Annotated in this window: 14 protein-coding genes; 7 read left to right on the top strand and 7 right to left on the bottom strand. The window is 35.8% G+C overall.

Annotation, left to right across the window (positions count from 1 at the left end; genetic code table 11):
* Positions 1 to 4 precede the first annotated feature (4 nt).
* The gene (dnaQ, locus tag AC6ER8_RS00360) at positions 5 to 712 is read left to right on the top strand and encodes a DNA polymerase III subunit epsilon (RefSeq protein WP_497078397.1); all 708 of its coding nucleotides are present in this window, start codon (positions 5 to 7) and stop codon (positions 710 to 712) included.
* 330 nt (positions 713 to 1,042) lie between these two features.
* Entirely contained in the window at positions 1,043 to 3,952 is a 2,910-nt protein-coding gene (polA, locus tag AC6ER8_RS00355; protein WP_497078395.1) for a DNA polymerase I, read from the top strand.
* A 6-nt stretch (positions 3,953 to 3,958) separates the two neighbouring features.
* Here the strand turns inward: polA and AC6ER8_RS00350 are convergent, their stop codons facing one another.
* The 7 genes from AC6ER8_RS00350 to ihfB all read right to left on the bottom strand — a co-directional run bounded on the left by AC6ER8_RS00350 (position 3,959) and on the right by ihfB (position 10,036).
* Positions 3,959 to 4,822: an endonuclease/exonuclease/phosphatase family protein gene (locus tag AC6ER8_RS00350; RefSeq protein ID WP_497078393.1), complete on the bottom strand. Its 864-nt coding sequence runs from the start codon at positions 4,820 to 4,822 to the stop codon at positions 3,959 to 3,961.
* A 112-nt stretch (positions 4,823 to 4,934) separates the two neighbouring features.
* Positions 4,935 to 5,708, bottom strand: a complete 774-nt coding sequence (locus tag AC6ER8_RS00345; protein ID WP_497078391.1) for a Bax inhibitor-1/YccA family protein — start codon at positions 5,706 to 5,708, stop codon at positions 4,935 to 4,937.
* A gap of 1,285 nt (positions 5,709 to 6,993) precedes the next feature.
* Complete coding sequence (gene lspA / locus AC6ER8_RS00340) at positions 6,994 to 7,497, bottom strand: signal peptidase II (RefSeq protein ID WP_497078389.1); 504 nt, start codon at positions 7,495 to 7,497, stop codon at positions 6,994 to 6,996.
* A complete protein-coding gene (locus tag AC6ER8_RS00335) occupies positions 7,494 to 8,342 on the bottom strand; it encodes a TrmH family RNA methyltransferase (RefSeq protein ID WP_497078387.1) in 849 nt (282 codons plus the stop codon). The genes lspA and AC6ER8_RS00335 overlap by 4 nt, the downstream gene beginning before the upstream one ends.
* 2 nt (positions 8,343 to 8,344) lie before the next feature.
* Positions 8,345 to 9,277 (bottom strand): class I SAM-dependent methyltransferase, encoded by a 933-nt coding sequence (locus AC6ER8_RS00330; RefSeq protein ID WP_497078386.1) that lies wholly within the window; start codon positions 9,275 to 9,277, stop codon positions 8,345 to 8,347.
* A gap of 176 nt (positions 9,278 to 9,453) precedes the next feature.
* The gene (locus AC6ER8_RS00325) at positions 9,454 to 9,750 is read right to left on the bottom strand and encodes a LapA family protein (RefSeq protein ID WP_497078384.1); all 297 of its coding nucleotides are present in this window, start codon (positions 9,748 to 9,750) and stop codon (positions 9,454 to 9,456) included.
* 7 nt (positions 9,751 to 9,757) lie between these two features.
* Positions 9,758 to 10,036 (bottom strand): integration host factor subunit beta, encoded by a 279-nt coding sequence (ihfB, locus tag AC6ER8_RS00320; RefSeq protein WP_142416588.1) that lies wholly within the window; start codon positions 10,034 to 10,036, stop codon positions 9,758 to 9,760.
* A 185-nt stretch (positions 10,037 to 10,221) separates the two neighbouring features.
* Here ihfB and lptC point away from each other — a divergent pair, with 185 nt between their 5' ends.
* The 5 genes from lptC (at position 10,222) to AC6ER8_RS00295 (ending at position 15,842) form a co-directional block, all read left to right on the top strand.
* A complete protein-coding gene (gene lptC, locus AC6ER8_RS00315; RefSeq protein WP_497078382.1) occupies positions 10,222 to 10,866 on the top strand; it encodes an LPS export ABC transporter periplasmic protein LptC in 645 nt (214 codons plus the stop codon).
* 76 nt (positions 10,867 to 10,942) lie between these two features.
* Positions 10,943 to 11,542 carry an LptA/OstA family protein gene (locus AC6ER8_RS00310; protein WP_497078380.1) on the top strand — a complete coding sequence of 200 codons (600 nt, stop codon included), beginning with the start codon at positions 10,943 to 10,945 and terminating at the stop codon, positions 11,540 to 11,542.
* 6 nt (positions 11,543 to 11,548) lie between these two features.
* On the top strand, positions 11,549 to 12,343 hold the full coding sequence (gene lptB, locus AC6ER8_RS00305; protein ID WP_497078378.1) for an LPS export ABC transporter ATP-binding protein: 795 nt from the start codon (positions 11,549 to 11,551) through the stop codon (positions 12,341 to 12,343).
* A gap of 903 nt (positions 12,344 to 13,246) precedes the next feature.
* Positions 13,247 to 13,711: a PTS IIA-like nitrogen regulatory protein PtsN gene (ptsN, locus tag AC6ER8_RS00300; protein ID WP_497078377.1), complete on the top strand. Its 465-nt coding sequence runs from the start codon at positions 13,247 to 13,249 to the stop codon at positions 13,709 to 13,711.
* A 1,627-nt stretch (positions 13,712 to 15,338) separates the two neighbouring features.
* Entirely contained in the window at positions 15,339 to 15,842 is a 504-nt protein-coding gene (locus AC6ER8_RS00295) for an invasion associated locus B family protein (protein WP_497079683.1), read from the top strand.
* Positions 15,843 to 15,847: the final 5 nt, after the last annotated feature.

Here is a 15,847-nt window from a genome sequence, read left to right as displayed (position 1 = left end):
AATCATGCGGGAAATTATTTTTGATACAGAAACAACAGGTTTAGATAAAGAGAAAGATCGCATCATTGAAATTGGTTGTGTAGAAATGATTGATCGTTATCTTACGGGGCGCCAGTTTCACGTTTATTTAAATCCTGAAGGCGTTATTATTCCTGATGAAGTTGTGGCAATTCACGGATTAACCAATGAGCGCCTAAAAAACGAGAAAAGTTTTAGTGATATTGTTGATGAATTTTTAGAATTTATCAAAGGCGCAACGATGATCGCGCATAATGCAAGCTTTGATATCGGTTTTATTAATGCAGAATTAAAACGCGTCAATAAGCCTCTTATCAGTGTTGATAATATTCTTGATACATTGGCTATGGCACGGCGTAAATTCCCTATGGGACCTAATTCTCTTGATATTTTATGCAAACGCTTTGGAATTGATAACAGCCATCGTGTTCTTCATGGTGCTTTGCTTGATGCAGAGATTTTGGCCGATGTTTATATTGAACTGATTGGTGGAAAGCAGGGCGTATTGGGTTTTGATAATAGAAGGGGTGCTGATGAACATACCCAAAATGATAAAGATGCCCCTTATACAGTTAAATTACGTCCACAGATTCTGCCTTCAAGATTGAGTACACAAGAAAAAAAGTTGCACGCTGATTTTATCAATAAAATGGGTGAAAAAGCTTTGTGGAATAATTTCAAAGTTTATGAATAACACCCTTACCCTTTCTCTAAAAAAGTTACTTAAGATTAAAAATGAAAAATATAGATGTCAAAAAAAACGGTCGTTGTGGGGAGGGGAACACCACAACGACCCTGTCGCTACATCGTACCTCAGCTATCATAGGAGGAGCAAAATGAAAGCTATTAATCCTGTAACAGCAAAGAAAAGCTCTAGGTACGTAATATAATGTGTAACGACTTCACGTCTTATGGAAAGAAAAAATGGCTTTTTAGAGGCAAAATGAAAAAAATTAAAATAAAAGTGAAAAAAATATATAAGGGTAATGTGTTTTTTTAGCTGAAATGGAGAAATAAAATTGTCATGAAAGCAACAGATCATCTTTTGTTGGTTGACGGATCGGGCTATATTTTTCGTGCTTACTATGCTTTGCCGCCTTTAAAACGTAAAAAGGATGGCCTTCCTATAGGAGCCGTAGCTGGTTTTTGTAATATGTTATGGAAATTACTCTGTGATGCCCGCAATAAAGCAACAGGTATTATTCCAACACATTTTGCTGTTATTTTTGATTATTCTTCTGATACTTTTCGAAAACAAATTTATCCTCAATATAAAGCGAATCGCTCTGAACCTCCCGAAGATTTAATTCCTCAATTTGCGTTAATACGCCAAGCAACAAAGGCTTTTAATTTGCCTTGTATTGAAAAGGAAGGCTTTGAAGCAGATGATTTGATAGCAACCTATGCACAATTAGCAACAAAAGTTGGTGCAAAAACAACCATTATCTCTTCTGATAAAGATCTTATGCAACTCGTCAATCAGCATGTATCCTTGTATGATGGAATGAAAGACAAGCATATAGGTATTTCAGAAGTTATAGAAAAATGGGGTGTTCCCCCTGAAAAGATGATTGATTTACAAGCATTAATTGGAGATTCGACGGATAATATACCAGGCATTCCAGGCATTGGACCAAAAACTGCCGCTCAGTTGTTAAATCAGTTCGGTTCTCTTGATCTTTTATTACAACGTGTGACTGAAATTAAACAAACAAAACGGCGTGAAAACATACAAGCTTATAGTGAACAGGTTAAAATTTCTCGTGAACTTGTTAGGCTTAAAACAGATGTTCCTATAGATAGTGATTTAGATGATTTTATTTTGGAACCACAAGATGGACCACGCTTAATTGCTTTTTTAAAAGCAATGGAATTTTCAACATTAACGCGTCGCGTTGCAGAGGAAACATTATGCGATGCAGCTGTTATTGATGCACTTGATGTAAATGTTGAATGGGAAAAGCCTAATAACCAAGATGATTCTAATACCAAGCATATAGAGCAGAAATCTCATCATAATTTTTCTGAAAATTCTCCTCAAGTTTTTGCACAAAAACGTAAAGATCAAGCACTAACCCAAAAAATTACAAGAGAGACTTATACAACGATTCTTGATGAGGATATTTTAAAAGAGTGGTTATCACAAGCACAAGAGCAGGGTTTTTTCGCTTTTGATACTGAAACAACTTCTCTTGATCCGATGCAAGCAAAGCTTGTTGGTTTTTCACTCGCATTACAACCAGGAAAAGCAGCCTATATACCTCTTGAACATTTTGATGAAGGAGAAGAGGACCTTTTGAGCAGCGGGCGTATTGCCTCGCAGATTGAGACTCAAAAAGCTTTAGAACTTTTAAAGCCGCTATTAGAAGATTCAGCAGTGTTAAAAATTGGTCAGAATATAAAATATGATTGGTTGGTGATGAAGCAATACGACATTGTGATACGTTCTTTTGATGACACCATGCTTTTGTCTTATGCTTTGGATGCAGGAACTTTAACCCATAACATGGATGATCTATCTGAACGTTGGCTTGGGCATAAACCAATTGCCTATAAGGATTTAACGCATAACGGTAAAAAGATAACCTCTTTTGCACAAGTAGATTTAAAACAAGCAACCCTTTATGCGGCGGAAGATGCCGATATAACGCTACGCCTTTGGCAAGTTTTGAAACCACAACTTGTCGCTCGGGGAATGACAAAAATTTATGAGCGCCTTGATCGTCCACTTGTAGAAGTTCTTGCAAGAATGGAAGAACGTGGGATTCTTATTGATCGGCAGATTTTATTGCGACTTTCAGGAGAATTGGCACAAGCTGCTTTGATTTTAGAAGAAGAAATTTATCAATTAGCAGATGAAAAATTTAATATTGCTTCGCCAAAGCAATTAGGGGATATCCTTTTTGGCAAAATGGGATTGCCTGGAGGCGCTAAAACCAAGGGTGGACAATGGTCAACTTCTGCACAGACCTTAGAAGAGTTGTCAGCTGAAGGTCATGTTTTACCGCGTAAAATTATTGAGTGGCGTCAACTTGCAAAGCTAAAATCGACCTATGCTGATGCTTTGCCTTCTTATATTTTACCAAAAACAGGACGTGTTCATACGAATTATTCTTTGGCAATAACATCAACAGGGCGCCTATCATCATCAGAGCCAAATTTGCAAAATATTCCAGTAAGGACTGCTGAAGGACGTAAAATTCGAACAGCTTTTATTGCTCCCAAAGGACATGTTTTACTTTCTGCTGATTATAGTCAGATTGAATTACGCATTCTTGCACATATTGCGGATATAAAAGCATTAAAAGAAGCTTTTGCTAAAGGACATGACATTCACGCTATAACGGCGTCACAAATGTTTGGTGTTGCGATAGAGGGGATGCACTCAGATATACGACGGCGTGCAAAAGCAATTAATTTTGGTATTATTTATGGCATTTCAGCGTTTGGATTAGCCAATCAATTGGGAATTTCACGCCAAGAAGCAAGTCGTTATATTCAACTTTATTTTGAAAGATTTCCAGGCATTAAAGATTATATGGAAAAGACAAAAATTTTTGCGCGTGAGAATGGTTATGTAGAAACAATTTTTGGACGTCGTATCCATTATCCAGAAATAAGCGCAAAGAATGTAAAAATTCGTTCTCTTAATGAGAGGGCGGCTATTAATGCTCCAATTCAAGGTTCTGCAGCCGATATTATTCGCCGTGCTATGATACAGATGGAAGATGCTTTAAAAGAAGAAAATCTATCAGCAAAAATGTTGCTGCAAGTGCATGATGAACTTATTTTTGAAGTACCAGAAGAAGAAAACAAAAAAACCATGGCTGTTGTTAAAAATATCATGGAAAATGCTACAATGCCTGTTTTATCTTTATCTGTGCCTCTTGAAGTGAAAGTTATGGCGGCTCAAAATTGGGATGAGGCACATTAACTTTTTTCATTTATTTTTAAGGATGTTCATTGCATTGGCAAGATTAAGATAGGCTTTGATCGGCAAATGATCGGAGGCAATGCGTGCAAGTGGTGAATGGTGGTTTTCAAGATTTGTTACTAATTGGTGTGGAAAGGCAAAAACGCGATCAAGAGCTAAAAAAGGAAAGCGAGAGGGAAAGCTTGGTACAACTTCAAGTGTGTTACCAAAATAAGGATAAAAATGGTTTAAAGATGAGCCTTTTCCCATTCGCCATTCATTGAAATCTCCCATGAGAAGTGTAGGCATAAGGGAGCGTTTTTGCAAAATTGCAAGGAGCACTTTTGTTTGTTGTTTACGAGAATAACGTAATAAGCCAAAATGAGCCGCAATAATACGAAGAGGGCCTGCTTCCATTTCTAATTCTACGATAATAGCTCCACGTGGTTCAATACCAGGAAGAGTCACTTGCAAGGTGTCACGCACATATCCCTTTCGCAAAAAAAGAGCATTGCCATGCCAACCATGACCATGGGGTGACATAGTATCGAGAGGCACAGGGATCAAGCCAGTTTCAGCTTTTAGCAGCTGAAGATTAATCAAACCAATACGTTCTCCAAAACGTTTATCTGCTTCTTGAACGGCAAGGATATCAACTTGTAATTCAGTAATAACCCGGACAATTCGTTTAGGATTAAAAACTTTATCAACACCTATACATTTATGCACATTATAAGAAGCAACGGTCAGATCATAATGATGATTTGGGTTAAGGATATTTGATTGATGATGAGAACGGTTATAGACTGCCTTTAAAAAAGAGCTATGGAGCTTTTGTTGGACAAAGCCGGTAACCCGAGGGAATTTTTGTTTATAAGATATTTTTGTCATTTTGCGAAAAGAATAGTGCTTAAGAGACAAAGGATAAAAACTTATACTAAAAACAAAAGAACCTTGTCTCTCTTAGAAACAAGGTTCTCTCATTAAGTTATTATTTTTGTAATCAGTCACGGTTTGAGCCGAGAAACTGTAGTAAGAAGACAAACATATTAATGAAATCAAGATAAAGATTTAAAGCACCCATAATAACTTTACGCCCTTTGGTGTCGCTTGCATCTCCTTCATAATACATCAACTTAATGCTCTGAGTATCGTAAGCTGTTAAACCAGCAAAGATAAAAACACCAATCACGGAGATAGCAAATTGCAAAGCACTTGATCCAAGAAAAATGTTTACAATCATAGAAAGCAACAAACCAATCAATCCGATGAATAGGAATGAACCAATTGCTGTAAGATCACGCTTTGTTGTGTATCCATAAAGCGAAAGGGCTCCAAAAGTTGCAGCGGAAATAACAAAGGTTTGAACAACACTTTCTGTTGTATAACGCAAAACGATCGAAGACAGTGAAAGCCCAATGAGCGCAGCATAACCAAAAAAGAGGCTACGAGCAGCATTTGTGCTCAATGTATTAATCTTAAAACTGAGGAATAAAACCGCAACAAGAGGTGCAAACATAACAATATAAGCAAATGGCGATGTATAAAATGTTACGCCAAATGGTGTTAGATAAACACTGCTATTGATTTGAGCGGCTGCTTGGCTCATATCTGTTGTTGTTGCTAATGACACAATTACATAGGCAGCAGCAGCTGTAATAAGCAAACCAATGGCCATTGTATTGTAGACACCCAACATATAGTCGCGCAATCCCTGATCAATTGATGCATCGGCATGAGAAGCAGGCGCCGAACGTAAATCTTTAAAATTAGCCATAATATAAAATCCTTTAGCATATGTTCCGTCAGATATTGGTTTTTAAAAGTGTCTCTCTCCTTACAGAGAAAAGCTTTGTATAGGCCTTCATTTGGCAAATACAAAAAACCTTCAGAATCACTGGCGGAATTCCAGCATACTTTCCTTTATTATGGAGATTTATTAAAAAATTACAAGAGATTTATCGAAGCAAGAAGCTTACAAATTAGTAAGGAAATGGTTCATTTTAATGAAAAATATTTACGTTTTTTTGCCATATTTTTGCACAATAAAAAGATGAAACTGAAGTTTTTTATTATTCACAGGAATCTTAGTAATTCACACCCATAAAATATCTATCTTTACGGTGATGAGGGGAGCATCACGTAACATCACGCTATCTTCAACTTTCCAGATTATATCTGATCTGCCCAGCCAGAAGGCTTAATTGAATAATTTATATAACATATTGATATATAATAATATATTATTTTTTTATAAGGATAATAAATTTTTTGTCCTAAATACTCCGTCAAAAATATTGTGAGATTCTTTGATGACAAATCTATTTATATTAAATCAATCAAGATCATTTTCTTGCATGACACAAGCAGGATTTGGCATGTGGAAAAAGAAGTAAAAATATCCTTCAATATTCTTAAACCCATTTTGCGATGATGTTTGTGAATGATATGGCGTAAGAGGACCTTCCTCTTTATCCTTATGAAAGAGCAAGCTGCGCGCCTCCACCGTTATATTTATCAGCTTCCAATGTTACGGAACAATCCTTGGCACTTTAGACAATTCATAAGAGATAATTTTATAATATTGTTTTTATCCACACATAAACTTCACTTGTATCGTACAAGAGACATGGTTTTAATGGATTCAACATGAAAAACGGTAAACTACATTTATAATCGATAGGTTTATTTTAAAATACCTCGATTAAACAATATATAAAACAAATAAAGAAAATTTTGAAACACTTAAGAAAAGCACCGTAAAAAACGATATCTGTAAAAACTAAAAGAATATATGAAGGGCAATTGTTCCAAGCAAATAAATAGAACTTAAATGCTGTAAAATATTTTCATCTTAGGAGAGGAGAGAGGGTATATGGATAAAAAATATTGATTTCTATCCGAATTTATTTCTTTTACCGTGATCAAAGATGGAAATGTAAAGCTGAAAAGAAAAGTATGTAAACACAATGAGCCACAAGAACGATCTAAGAGAAATCAATTTGTAATTAAGCTTATGATGGTTAAAGATCTCTGTTTTTTTTAAAAAGGCGATTATCTCATTAATGAGAAGATGTATGGTTAGAATGACTTTTTTCTTTCATCCAAGTACGCAATTCTTCAATAAGGATGGCAATAACACCTAGTGTGATAAAACTATCTGCAAGATTGAAGATAGCAAAATAAAAAATATCATCGATATGAAAAAGTATATAATCAGTGACATGATGAAAGCGAATACGATCAATAAGATTACCTATTGCTCCCCCAATAATGAGAACAAGACCAAAGCGCGTTAAAGGTTTATGGTACTCAGTATTTTTCCATAACCATAGAAGAAAGATAATTACAATAACCGTGATGGCAATAATTCCCCAGTGAGGAAAGGAAGAAAGAAACGAAAATGCAATACCAGAATTGCGCACATGATAGAGGGAAAGGAAAGGAATAAGCGGGATTTCTGTTCCTAAAGGCATATTGTGCATAACCCAGTATTTGACCGCTTGATCAAGCCCTGTTGTAATTGCTAGGCCCAAGAAAAGAAAAGAAAGTGATTTACGGATCATATTTTTTCCTCGCATGGTTCCAAGGTTAAATAAGGGCGACGGATTTCATAGAGCATAACAGCTGTTGCGACTGCTAGATTAAGCGAATCAGCACGCCCGCTTTGTGGAATACGTGCAAGTTTATCACAGCGATTTGTGAGAATATCGGATAATCCCTGTTTTTCATTTCCCATTAAAAGGATAATAGGACTATTTTTCAAATCAAGTGCACGATAATCCAGAGATCCTTTGAGATGCGTGCCAACGATCGTGCCTTTAAAGTGAGCAGACCAGTTTAAAAAGGCACTTTCATCAAAACGATAAAGGGGGATAGAAAAAATAGATCCCATGGTTGCGCGAACTGTTTCAGGTGAGAAAGGGTCTGTTGTTTCTCCAATTAAAATAACACCTTTAGCACCTACGGCATCAGCCGTGCGAATAATGGTCCCAAGATTTCCAGGATCACGCACACGATCAAGCGCGATGTAGACATCTTTAGCCTGTCCTTTTATCATTTCAAGAGGTTGCCATTTTTGTTTAAAAATACCAATAACTGTTTGTGGATTATCGCGTCGAGTCAGTGATTCCATAACCTTGTGTGAGGCTTTGATAACAAAACCACCATTGGCTACAGCGCGTGCAGCAGTATTTTCGATAGTGGCATTACCAATTTCGCTTTTAGAAAAAATAAGCGTTTGTATTGTCCAACCGAGATTGAGAGCATCAATAACCAGTTTCAATCCCTCTGCCATGAAAAGGCCTTCACGATTACGGTTTTTCTTTTGGCTAAGTGCTTTGAGATCTTTTATGATGGGGTTGCTAAGAGAAGTAATTTCTTTCACTCTACCAGTTTTGGGTGTACACATATTCAAGCAATCCAACGGCTAAAAAGAGAAGTAGAAAGGGCACGCCCTGCAACTTCTTCACGCAAAATGAGTTCTCCTGATTCGACTGTACCCCCAAGGTTTACAAATGCATCGCGCATTAAAGCATGAAGTGCAAAAAAGGAAGCACGAATAGAATAAGCTGTAAGGACAACACAGATCGGTTTATCAGAGAGAAGTTTACGACAATTTGTAATCATGTCTGGTAAATGATCAAAAAGTTGCCAAACTTCGCCATGGGGGCCACGTCCATAAGCAGGGGGATCAAGAAGAATCATGTCATAGCTTTTCTTACGACGCAGTTCTCGCTCGACAAATTTTACAGCATCATCGCAAATCCAACGAATAGAATGATCTGGCAATCCTGCTCTTTTTTGATTAGCTTTTGCCCACACAATGGCTTTTTTAGAAGCATCAACGTGAGTAACGTTTGCACCCGCTCGTGCTCCAATCAAAGAGGCAACACCTGTATAGCCAAAAAGATTTAATAATTTGATAGGACGTGCGGCTTTAACAATTTGCTCTTCCATAGAGCGCCAATGGGCATCTTGTTCAGGAAAAACCCCCACATGACGAAAGGAAGTAAAGCGGCCTAGAAAAGACAGTCCATTCCAAGAAAGTGGCCATGTTTCATCAAGTGGCGCTTTAGGAAAATGCCAACGTCCCACGCCTTCTTCATCAAGGTTACCTGTGAAAATAGCATCAACATCAGCCCATTGTTTTTTTGATAAAGCAGGTTTCCATAATGCTTGACCTTCTGGTCGAACAATTCGATAATCTCCATAACGCTCTAATTTTTTTCCACACCCAGAATCAATGAGAGCATAACTTTCACTCGTACTCGTTTCTAAAATAAGAGGCAACTTTTCCTGCGGATATCTATTATTGTGGGAGGATTGAAAGAATTGAGCAGGCATATTTTGTATCACGATACATAAGGTATAAAGATTGCATTATAAAGCTCTTAAATGTTTCGTAAAAGTGAAAAAGAGCTAAAGTTCATTAGAGCACGTATAGAAAAAAATAAAAAGAGTACCTTTAACGCTATATTTGATATAAAATACTAAAGAGAAAAGGGGGCTGAAAAATACCATTACACCAGATTTGCGATAGACGTTTTCAATTTCTCTATCTCAGCTTTGCTTTTTTTGAGAGCTCTTTTGCATTTGTAATAGGACAACCAATTGATTAAACTTCCTAATGCAATACCAATAGCAAAGAAAATTAAGAGCCATACAAAGAGGGGAGCATGATAAGTAAAATTTCCAGAATCTGTTCGAAAAGGGTTAAGCGTTAACGAAACCATTTGACGATTAGCTACGATAAAGACAATTAAAAACGCTGTGAGAAACACACAGATACTTGTTAAAATAATACGTTTAATGATCATAAGTTTCTCACTGATTAAGACGGTCGCGTAAATCCTTGCCAGTTTTAAAAAAAGGAATCCATTTTTCTTCAACAGCAACAGCTTCCCCTGTTCGTGGATTCCGTCCATTTCGGGCTGAACGACTTTTTACGGAAAAAGCCCCAAATCCACGGAGCTCAACACGATTGCCATTTGCAAGTGCTGTCGAAATTTCTTCAAAAATAGCGTTTACAATATTCTCCACATCTCGTTGAAAAAGATGCGGGTTATGACGAGCAATAATTTGCACAAGCTCTGATTTAACCACAATAGCCTCACTTTCACACAAAAAACTTTTTTATAATTGTACACTTCATGCATATTACAATATATAAACGGATAAAAGCAAAATAAAACCAAGAAAAAACAAATTGCAAGAAACAAAATTTGAAAATATCTCTCATAAAGGTTATACAGACTAAAAATACGGAATATTTAAGAGATTAGGAGAGTATGTCCGTTAACAATCATTCTGAAGTCTTTTCAACGCCATCGTCTTTGAGAGATGTTTTTAAAAAAGCATCCCGTCATTCGCGTCGGATTAGCCTATTAAAAGTTTTTTTACCTCTCCTAGCGTTGGTTTCAGCGCTGGTTTTTTGCTGGTTTACGTTTTTTTTGGTTCCCATTACTTCTGATTCTATGCCTTTAAATAGTGAAGAGAATGAAGTGATGAATTTGACAATACTCAATCCAAAATTAGAAGGGTATACGCGTGCTCATGAACCTTATTGGCTTAAAGCAGAAAAGGCATTTCAAGATCGTACGCACTCTGGAATAATTGGGCTGCAAAATATTACAGCGAAAGCATCTATGGGGCAACAAAGACAAGTTTTTCTCGCAGCACAAGGGGGTGTTTATGATAACATTAACGGCTCTTTACAGTTAGATAAGCCTTTCACCATTACGACGGATGATGGGATGATGGCACAATTTATGTCGGCTAGTATTAATTTATCTGAGGGACTGTTAGAAACAGATCAACGTGTTAATATCCAGCAAACCGGTTTGCATCTTGCTGCCAACGCCTTACAAATTCGAGACAAAGGAAAAAACATTTATTTTCATGGTGGTGTGCATTTAGTACTTCAAAAGCAATGACGCAATATCAATACGAATCTTTAAGGGATATTTAAAAGAGAATTCATGTGTATACACAAACAGAAGAATTGAAATAATGAGACCACACAAAAGATGGATAGGTATAACGTTTGCTTTTAGCATAGGAATGTTAGGAGGAGGAAGCTTTTTAGGACATGCTGAAGGGGCCCACTTTGGAATAAGTCTATCAAACGACAAAGAACCGGTAGAACTTCACGCAGATTCTTTAGAAATACGTGATAAAGAAGGGATAGCACTTTTTAAGGGTGATGTTTCAGTGGTGCAAGGTCAACGTCTTTTACGGGCGGCAAAATTAGTTGTTTATTACGATAAAGCCTATAAGGAAAAGGATAGAAACAAGAAAGATACGAAGGCATCATCGGTTGCTTTGTTGGGTTCGTCGGGCATACAAAAAATGGAAGCTTTAGGAAAAGTCTATATAAAAATAGCGACGCAAGTTGCTACGGGGGATAAAGGCGTTTTTGATGGAAAATCAAACATGATGATCTTAACGGGGAATCATGTTGTGTTAACGGATGGTGACAATGTGGCAACGGGGTGCAAACTAACGGCAAATATGGAAAGTGGAAAGGCTTTTTTAGAAGGTTGTGAGACGTCTAAAAAAAAGGGACGTGTTTCTATTATTTTTAAACAAAATCAAAAGAATGGCCATTAAGATTTCATGTTTGGAATCAAAAGAAAAAAACAGACTGATCGTTATGATTTTGCAAGTGAAGCTTCAAAAAAGCGCTTAAAAGGAACTTTGATTGCTAGTCATTTGATTAAAGTTTATCGAGGAAGACCAACAGTTAATGGCGTTTCTTTTGGCATTCGTACGGGAGAAGCCGTTGGTATTTTAGGGCCCAATGGGGCAGGTAAAACAACTTGTTTTTATATGGTTACAGGCCTTATAAAATCTGATGGAGGATCTATTAAAATCGATGGATTTGATATTACGCATCTTCCGATGTATCGACGTGCGCGTTTAGGTATTGGGTATCTTCCCCAAGAAGCTTCAATTTTTCGTGGTCTTTCAGTAGAAAATAATATTAAAGCTGTTTTAGAGGTGGTTGAAAAAGATCGCCTTAAACAACGTGAAGAGTTAGATAGCCTTTTACATGAATTTAAAATTGATCATTTACGTAAAATGTCTGCACTTTCTCTATCGGGGGGTGAACGTCGACGACTTGAAATTGCACGCGCTTTAGCCTCTCGTCCCAATTTTATGTTACTTGATGAACCATTTGCAGGAATTGATCCTATTGCTGTTTTTGACATTCAACAACTTATTCGTCATTTAACACGACGTGGTATTGGTGTTTTAATAACGGATCATAATGTGCGCGAGACATTAGGGCTTGTCGACCGCGCTTATATCATCCACACAGGGAAAGTGTTGGTTCACGGTTCTCCTAATGATATTATAAACAACGTTGATGTTCGCAGAATTTATTTAGGAGATCAGTTTTCTCTTTGATTTTACAGCTTTCAAGAGTTTCTATTTAAATTTAACGGAACATTCTTACTGAAAATCTCCTTATTTATGCCAAAACTTGCTTTATGATTATGGTTTTTAAATATTTTATTGAGTGGTAAAAAATGCTTTATCACGATAGATAAGAATTTCTTATTTTATTGGTTTAGCTTACTTTATAATTGTATCATAGAAAAGATATCACTAGATTAACTTGATAATGAGTGATAAGCGGGGCTGTAAATAAATTGCGTGTATTATTGAAAGGTAAGAGATATTCATCATATTTTGCTCTGTCGAATCAAGTAACATATCAATGATACTGTTTCGAATATTTTGATAAAAGCACCAGTTATATATTGTATTGATTCAATAGCGATTGTCGTGTTTTATTGGTTTGTATGGCATATTTTAAAATAGGAGCGCGGTTATAGATATCAGGTTAAATCTATAAATCTTATTAAAATAATCATTAAACGTCTAAAAGCCTTTAGATTCTTGTTATAAGGCCGTGTTCGGGCTATACAATAATTATCAAAGTAAAGGTCACTTTTCCCTGCATGTTTCTCATTTTATTAAGAGTTCATTTTTAAATGAAAAAGATTGGTGGGGAATATAAATTAACTTTTGTGATAAGTTTAATAAATTTATGAATAATGACCTTTTCTAGTATCGTAAGGAAATTAATTTTATGAACAATTTCATTTCTTTGTTTTCTCATGCTGTTAATGAGGCGCTAAATACTATCTATTATTGTTTTAAAAGTGATATGAGATGTATTGAGCCATCACCCATTATAGCTTGAAAAGTATAACACATACAATGATGCACGGAAGTGAAAGAACGTTAAATATCTATACCGAATTTATTGGTAAGCGTTTGAGCTTGTAAAAGGGAAATTAAAGGATGAATTTGAGTGAGTTAATAGCACCGGAAGCAATTATTCCGGCTCTTAAGGCTAATTCGAAAAAACAAGTTCTGCAAATTTTAGCCGAAAAAGCTTCTCAGCTGACAGGTCTTAGTGAGCATGTAATTTTTGATATTGTTTTGCAACGGGAGAAGCTTGGTTCAACGGGGCTGGGTGGTGGTATTGCGATTCCTCACGGAAAATTACCTGATATTAATCGGATTATTGGTATATTTGCACGTCTTGAAAGTCCTGTTGATTTTGAAGCTCTCGATGACGAACCTATAGATCTCGTTTTTCTCCTTTTAGCACCTGAAAATGCTGGTGCAGATCACTTAAAAGCTTTATCACAGATTGCACGTGTTTTGCGTCACGCTGATGTTGTGCAAAAATTGCGCAATACACAAAATGCTAATGCTCTTTATACCTTATTGATTCAAACTTCAGAATCAAACGCAGCTTAAAAAAACTGTTAGTGTGTAAACAATAAAGGGTACACGTATAGAGTGTAAATCAATATAACTTATATCTTAAGGGGCTGATAAAAAGGTTATGTCATACAATTTTGAGAAATCGTTTCTAAGCGAACTTCTTTTTAGAGAGAAATAAATAACAATGAAGTCAGTGTCTTTTCTTATTGCCATATAGCATTCAAACATTATGTTCTTACATGTGTTTATTCTGTTATGCTGTAAAACAATGCCATGTGAGGTGTCGTGAGATAAGGTATGTAAATTTTCTTAATACATTAAGTGTTTTTAGAATATCTCGTAAATATTTTACAAGCAGGATTTGTTTGTTAGAGCTTTTAATTTAAGTAAATTCCCTGAGTGAGAAGAAAAGAGGAGAGCGCTCGACAAGATTCGAACTGTTTACAGGTCTAGATTGGGTTAAGAATCTTCGTCCTTTGAGGGCGAAGAAGAAATTAACAGAAAAATTTATTCGTAAGTTGAGTTTGAATGTTTAGAAATAATAATAAGGCTCAAGCAGAAATGCAGAAATAAAGAGATATACTATGTCTTTTTATGAGAGGGGGGAGATCGATCCTTTTTATTAAAGGTCGTTTAAATGTTGGTCGTTGTATAGGGCTCACACTAAAAAATAATTTTATACGGTACGAATGAAAATGATAGTTTTAGACTGGGTAAAAGCGTTTTATAGGAAGATTTATTCAACGACGTTTTAATTGAGTAAAATGCTGTTTAAAAAACGATAAGATGAAAATTATAGAGCTGCTGTAAGAAAAAGTTTTATATTTTTATTTATAAATTACCTAAAAATAAGCTGAAGAAATTAAACAAAAGAACGCTTGAGAAGATTTTGGTAACAGCAAGAAAGGTATTATCTTGTACACTAAAATAATATGGCTAAGCCCGTATAAGCAGCTAAAATCATTTTAGAAACTAATCATTGAAAATGAAATATATAAGGAAATGGAATCATAAAGAAACAAAATTGCACATTATTATTGAGGCAGAATCTGAACTCTTTATGTTTCATGATTAATATATTGATAATACTTGACTATTTTTTGCAAGATCATTTTAAAACTGTGGAAATGTGATGTCGAGACGATATTGAATACGAAGTATGAATGCACTATAATCAATAAAAGGTGGATTATTTTACGAAAATACATGTATTGAATGTGTAACATCGAGAAGTGATAGTGTGTGGGGCTGTGAAATTTTTTGAGGGAGTACGGGGTGTATTTTCGGTATTTTTCAGCAGATTGCTTGTGAGATGCTTGTGGTATAAAGAGCGTGGTTTATTTCTTAACAGAGTAGTGGTATATTTCCGTCTTGTTTTGAAGTTCTATTGCTTAAGGAGATCGTTTTTTATACAAAAACGAAATGGGTAGTGTGAAATCAAACACATGCTATTTTTTAATGTAATGATTGAATAAAAAGTTCATATTTTTGTAACGACTAAAAGGTCACAATGAAACGTAAAAATCTATTCTGATTGGTGTAAAAATATTTCGCTTATTGAAGGAATTAGGATAATTACACATGAATATTGAGGAGTTTTTATTAAACTTTTCTGATGAAGAGAATATTGTTATAAACTAAAGAAGTGAGCTAAATGAATATGTTTGAAAAAACTGTTATTGCTGCGTCTGTAATGGTTCTAATTACAGCAGGAGCAGCATGTGCACAAACGCCAAGCCGTTTAAATCAATTTGAAGCGTGGGGAGCCTATTCTTATAAATCGCCAAAAAATACGATTTGTTATGTGTTATCGGTTCCTTTGAAATCTCTTCCAACAACAGTTAATCATGGTGATAATTTTTTCTTAGTTACCAAACGTTCTCAATCACCTATTTCGTTTGAACCGCAGTTTATGGCTGGTTATACGCTTCAAGAAGGGTCAAGAGTAACGGTGACCATTGGAGGTAAGGACTTTGATTTTTTCACGAAAGATTCCTCAGCTTGGTTAGCGTCATCAGAGCTAGAAAAGCAGCTTGTTTCTGCTATGCGTGCTGGAAACAATATGACGGTAAAAGCGATATCAAAACGGGGAACGCATACCACCTATACTTATTCCTTAAAAGGGGTTACTGCTGCCTTAAATGCAGCTCAAAAGTGCCATTAAGGTTT

Source organism: Bartonella sp. SL320, from assembly GCF_059687635.1.
This window is presented reverse-complemented; position numbering and strand designations above follow the sequence as displayed.

Excerpts from the sequence above, each read along its gene's own strand:
- AC6ER8_RS00330 (WP_497078386.1), bottom strand. The coding sequence starts at position 9,277 with ATGCCTGCTCAATTCTTTCAATCCTCCCACAATAATAGATATCCGCAG.
- AC6ER8_RS00325 (WP_497078384.1), bottom strand. The coding sequence starts at position 9,750 with ATGATCATTAAACGTATTATTTTAACAAGTATCTGTGTGTTTCTCACA.
- lptC (WP_497078382.1), top strand. The coding sequence starts at position 10,222 with ATGTCCGTTAACAATCATTCTGAAGTCTTTTCAACGCCATCGTCTTTG.
- dnaQ (WP_497078397.1), top strand. The coding sequence starts at position 5 with ATGCGGGAAATTATTTTTGATACAGAAACAACAGGTTTAGATAAAGAG.
- AC6ER8_RS00345 (WP_497078391.1), bottom strand. The coding sequence starts at position 5,708 with ATGGCTAATTTTAAAGATTTACGTTCGGCGCCTGCTTCTCATGCCGAT.
- polA (WP_497078395.1), top strand. The coding sequence starts at position 1,043 with ATGAAAGCAACAGATCATCTTTTGTTGGTTGACGGATCGGGCTATATT.
- AC6ER8_RS00335 (WP_497078387.1), bottom strand. The coding sequence starts at position 8,342 with ATGTGTACACCCAAAACTGGTAGAGTGAAAGAAATTACTTCTCTTAGC.
- lptB (WP_497078378.1), top strand. The coding sequence starts at position 11,549 with ATGTTTGGAATCAAAAGAAAAAAACAGACTGATCGTTATGATTTTGCA.
- lspA (WP_497078389.1), bottom strand. The coding sequence starts at position 7,497 with ATGATCCGTAAATCACTTTCTTTTCTTTTCTTGGGCCTAGCAATTACA.
- AC6ER8_RS00310 (WP_497078380.1), top strand. The coding sequence starts at position 10,943 with ATGAGACCACACAAAAGATGGATAGGTATAACGTTTGCTTTTAGCATA.
- AC6ER8_RS00350 (WP_497078393.1), bottom strand. The coding sequence starts at position 4,822 with ATGACAAAAATATCTTATAAACAAAAATTCCCTCGGGTTACCGGCTTT.
- ptsN (WP_497078377.1), top strand. The coding sequence starts at position 13,247 with ATGAATTTGAGTGAGTTAATAGCACCGGAAGCAATTATTCCGGCTCTT.
- AC6ER8_RS00295 (WP_497079683.1), top strand. The coding sequence starts at position 15,339 with ATGTTTGAAAAAACTGTTATTGCTGCGTCTGTAATGGTTCTAATTACA.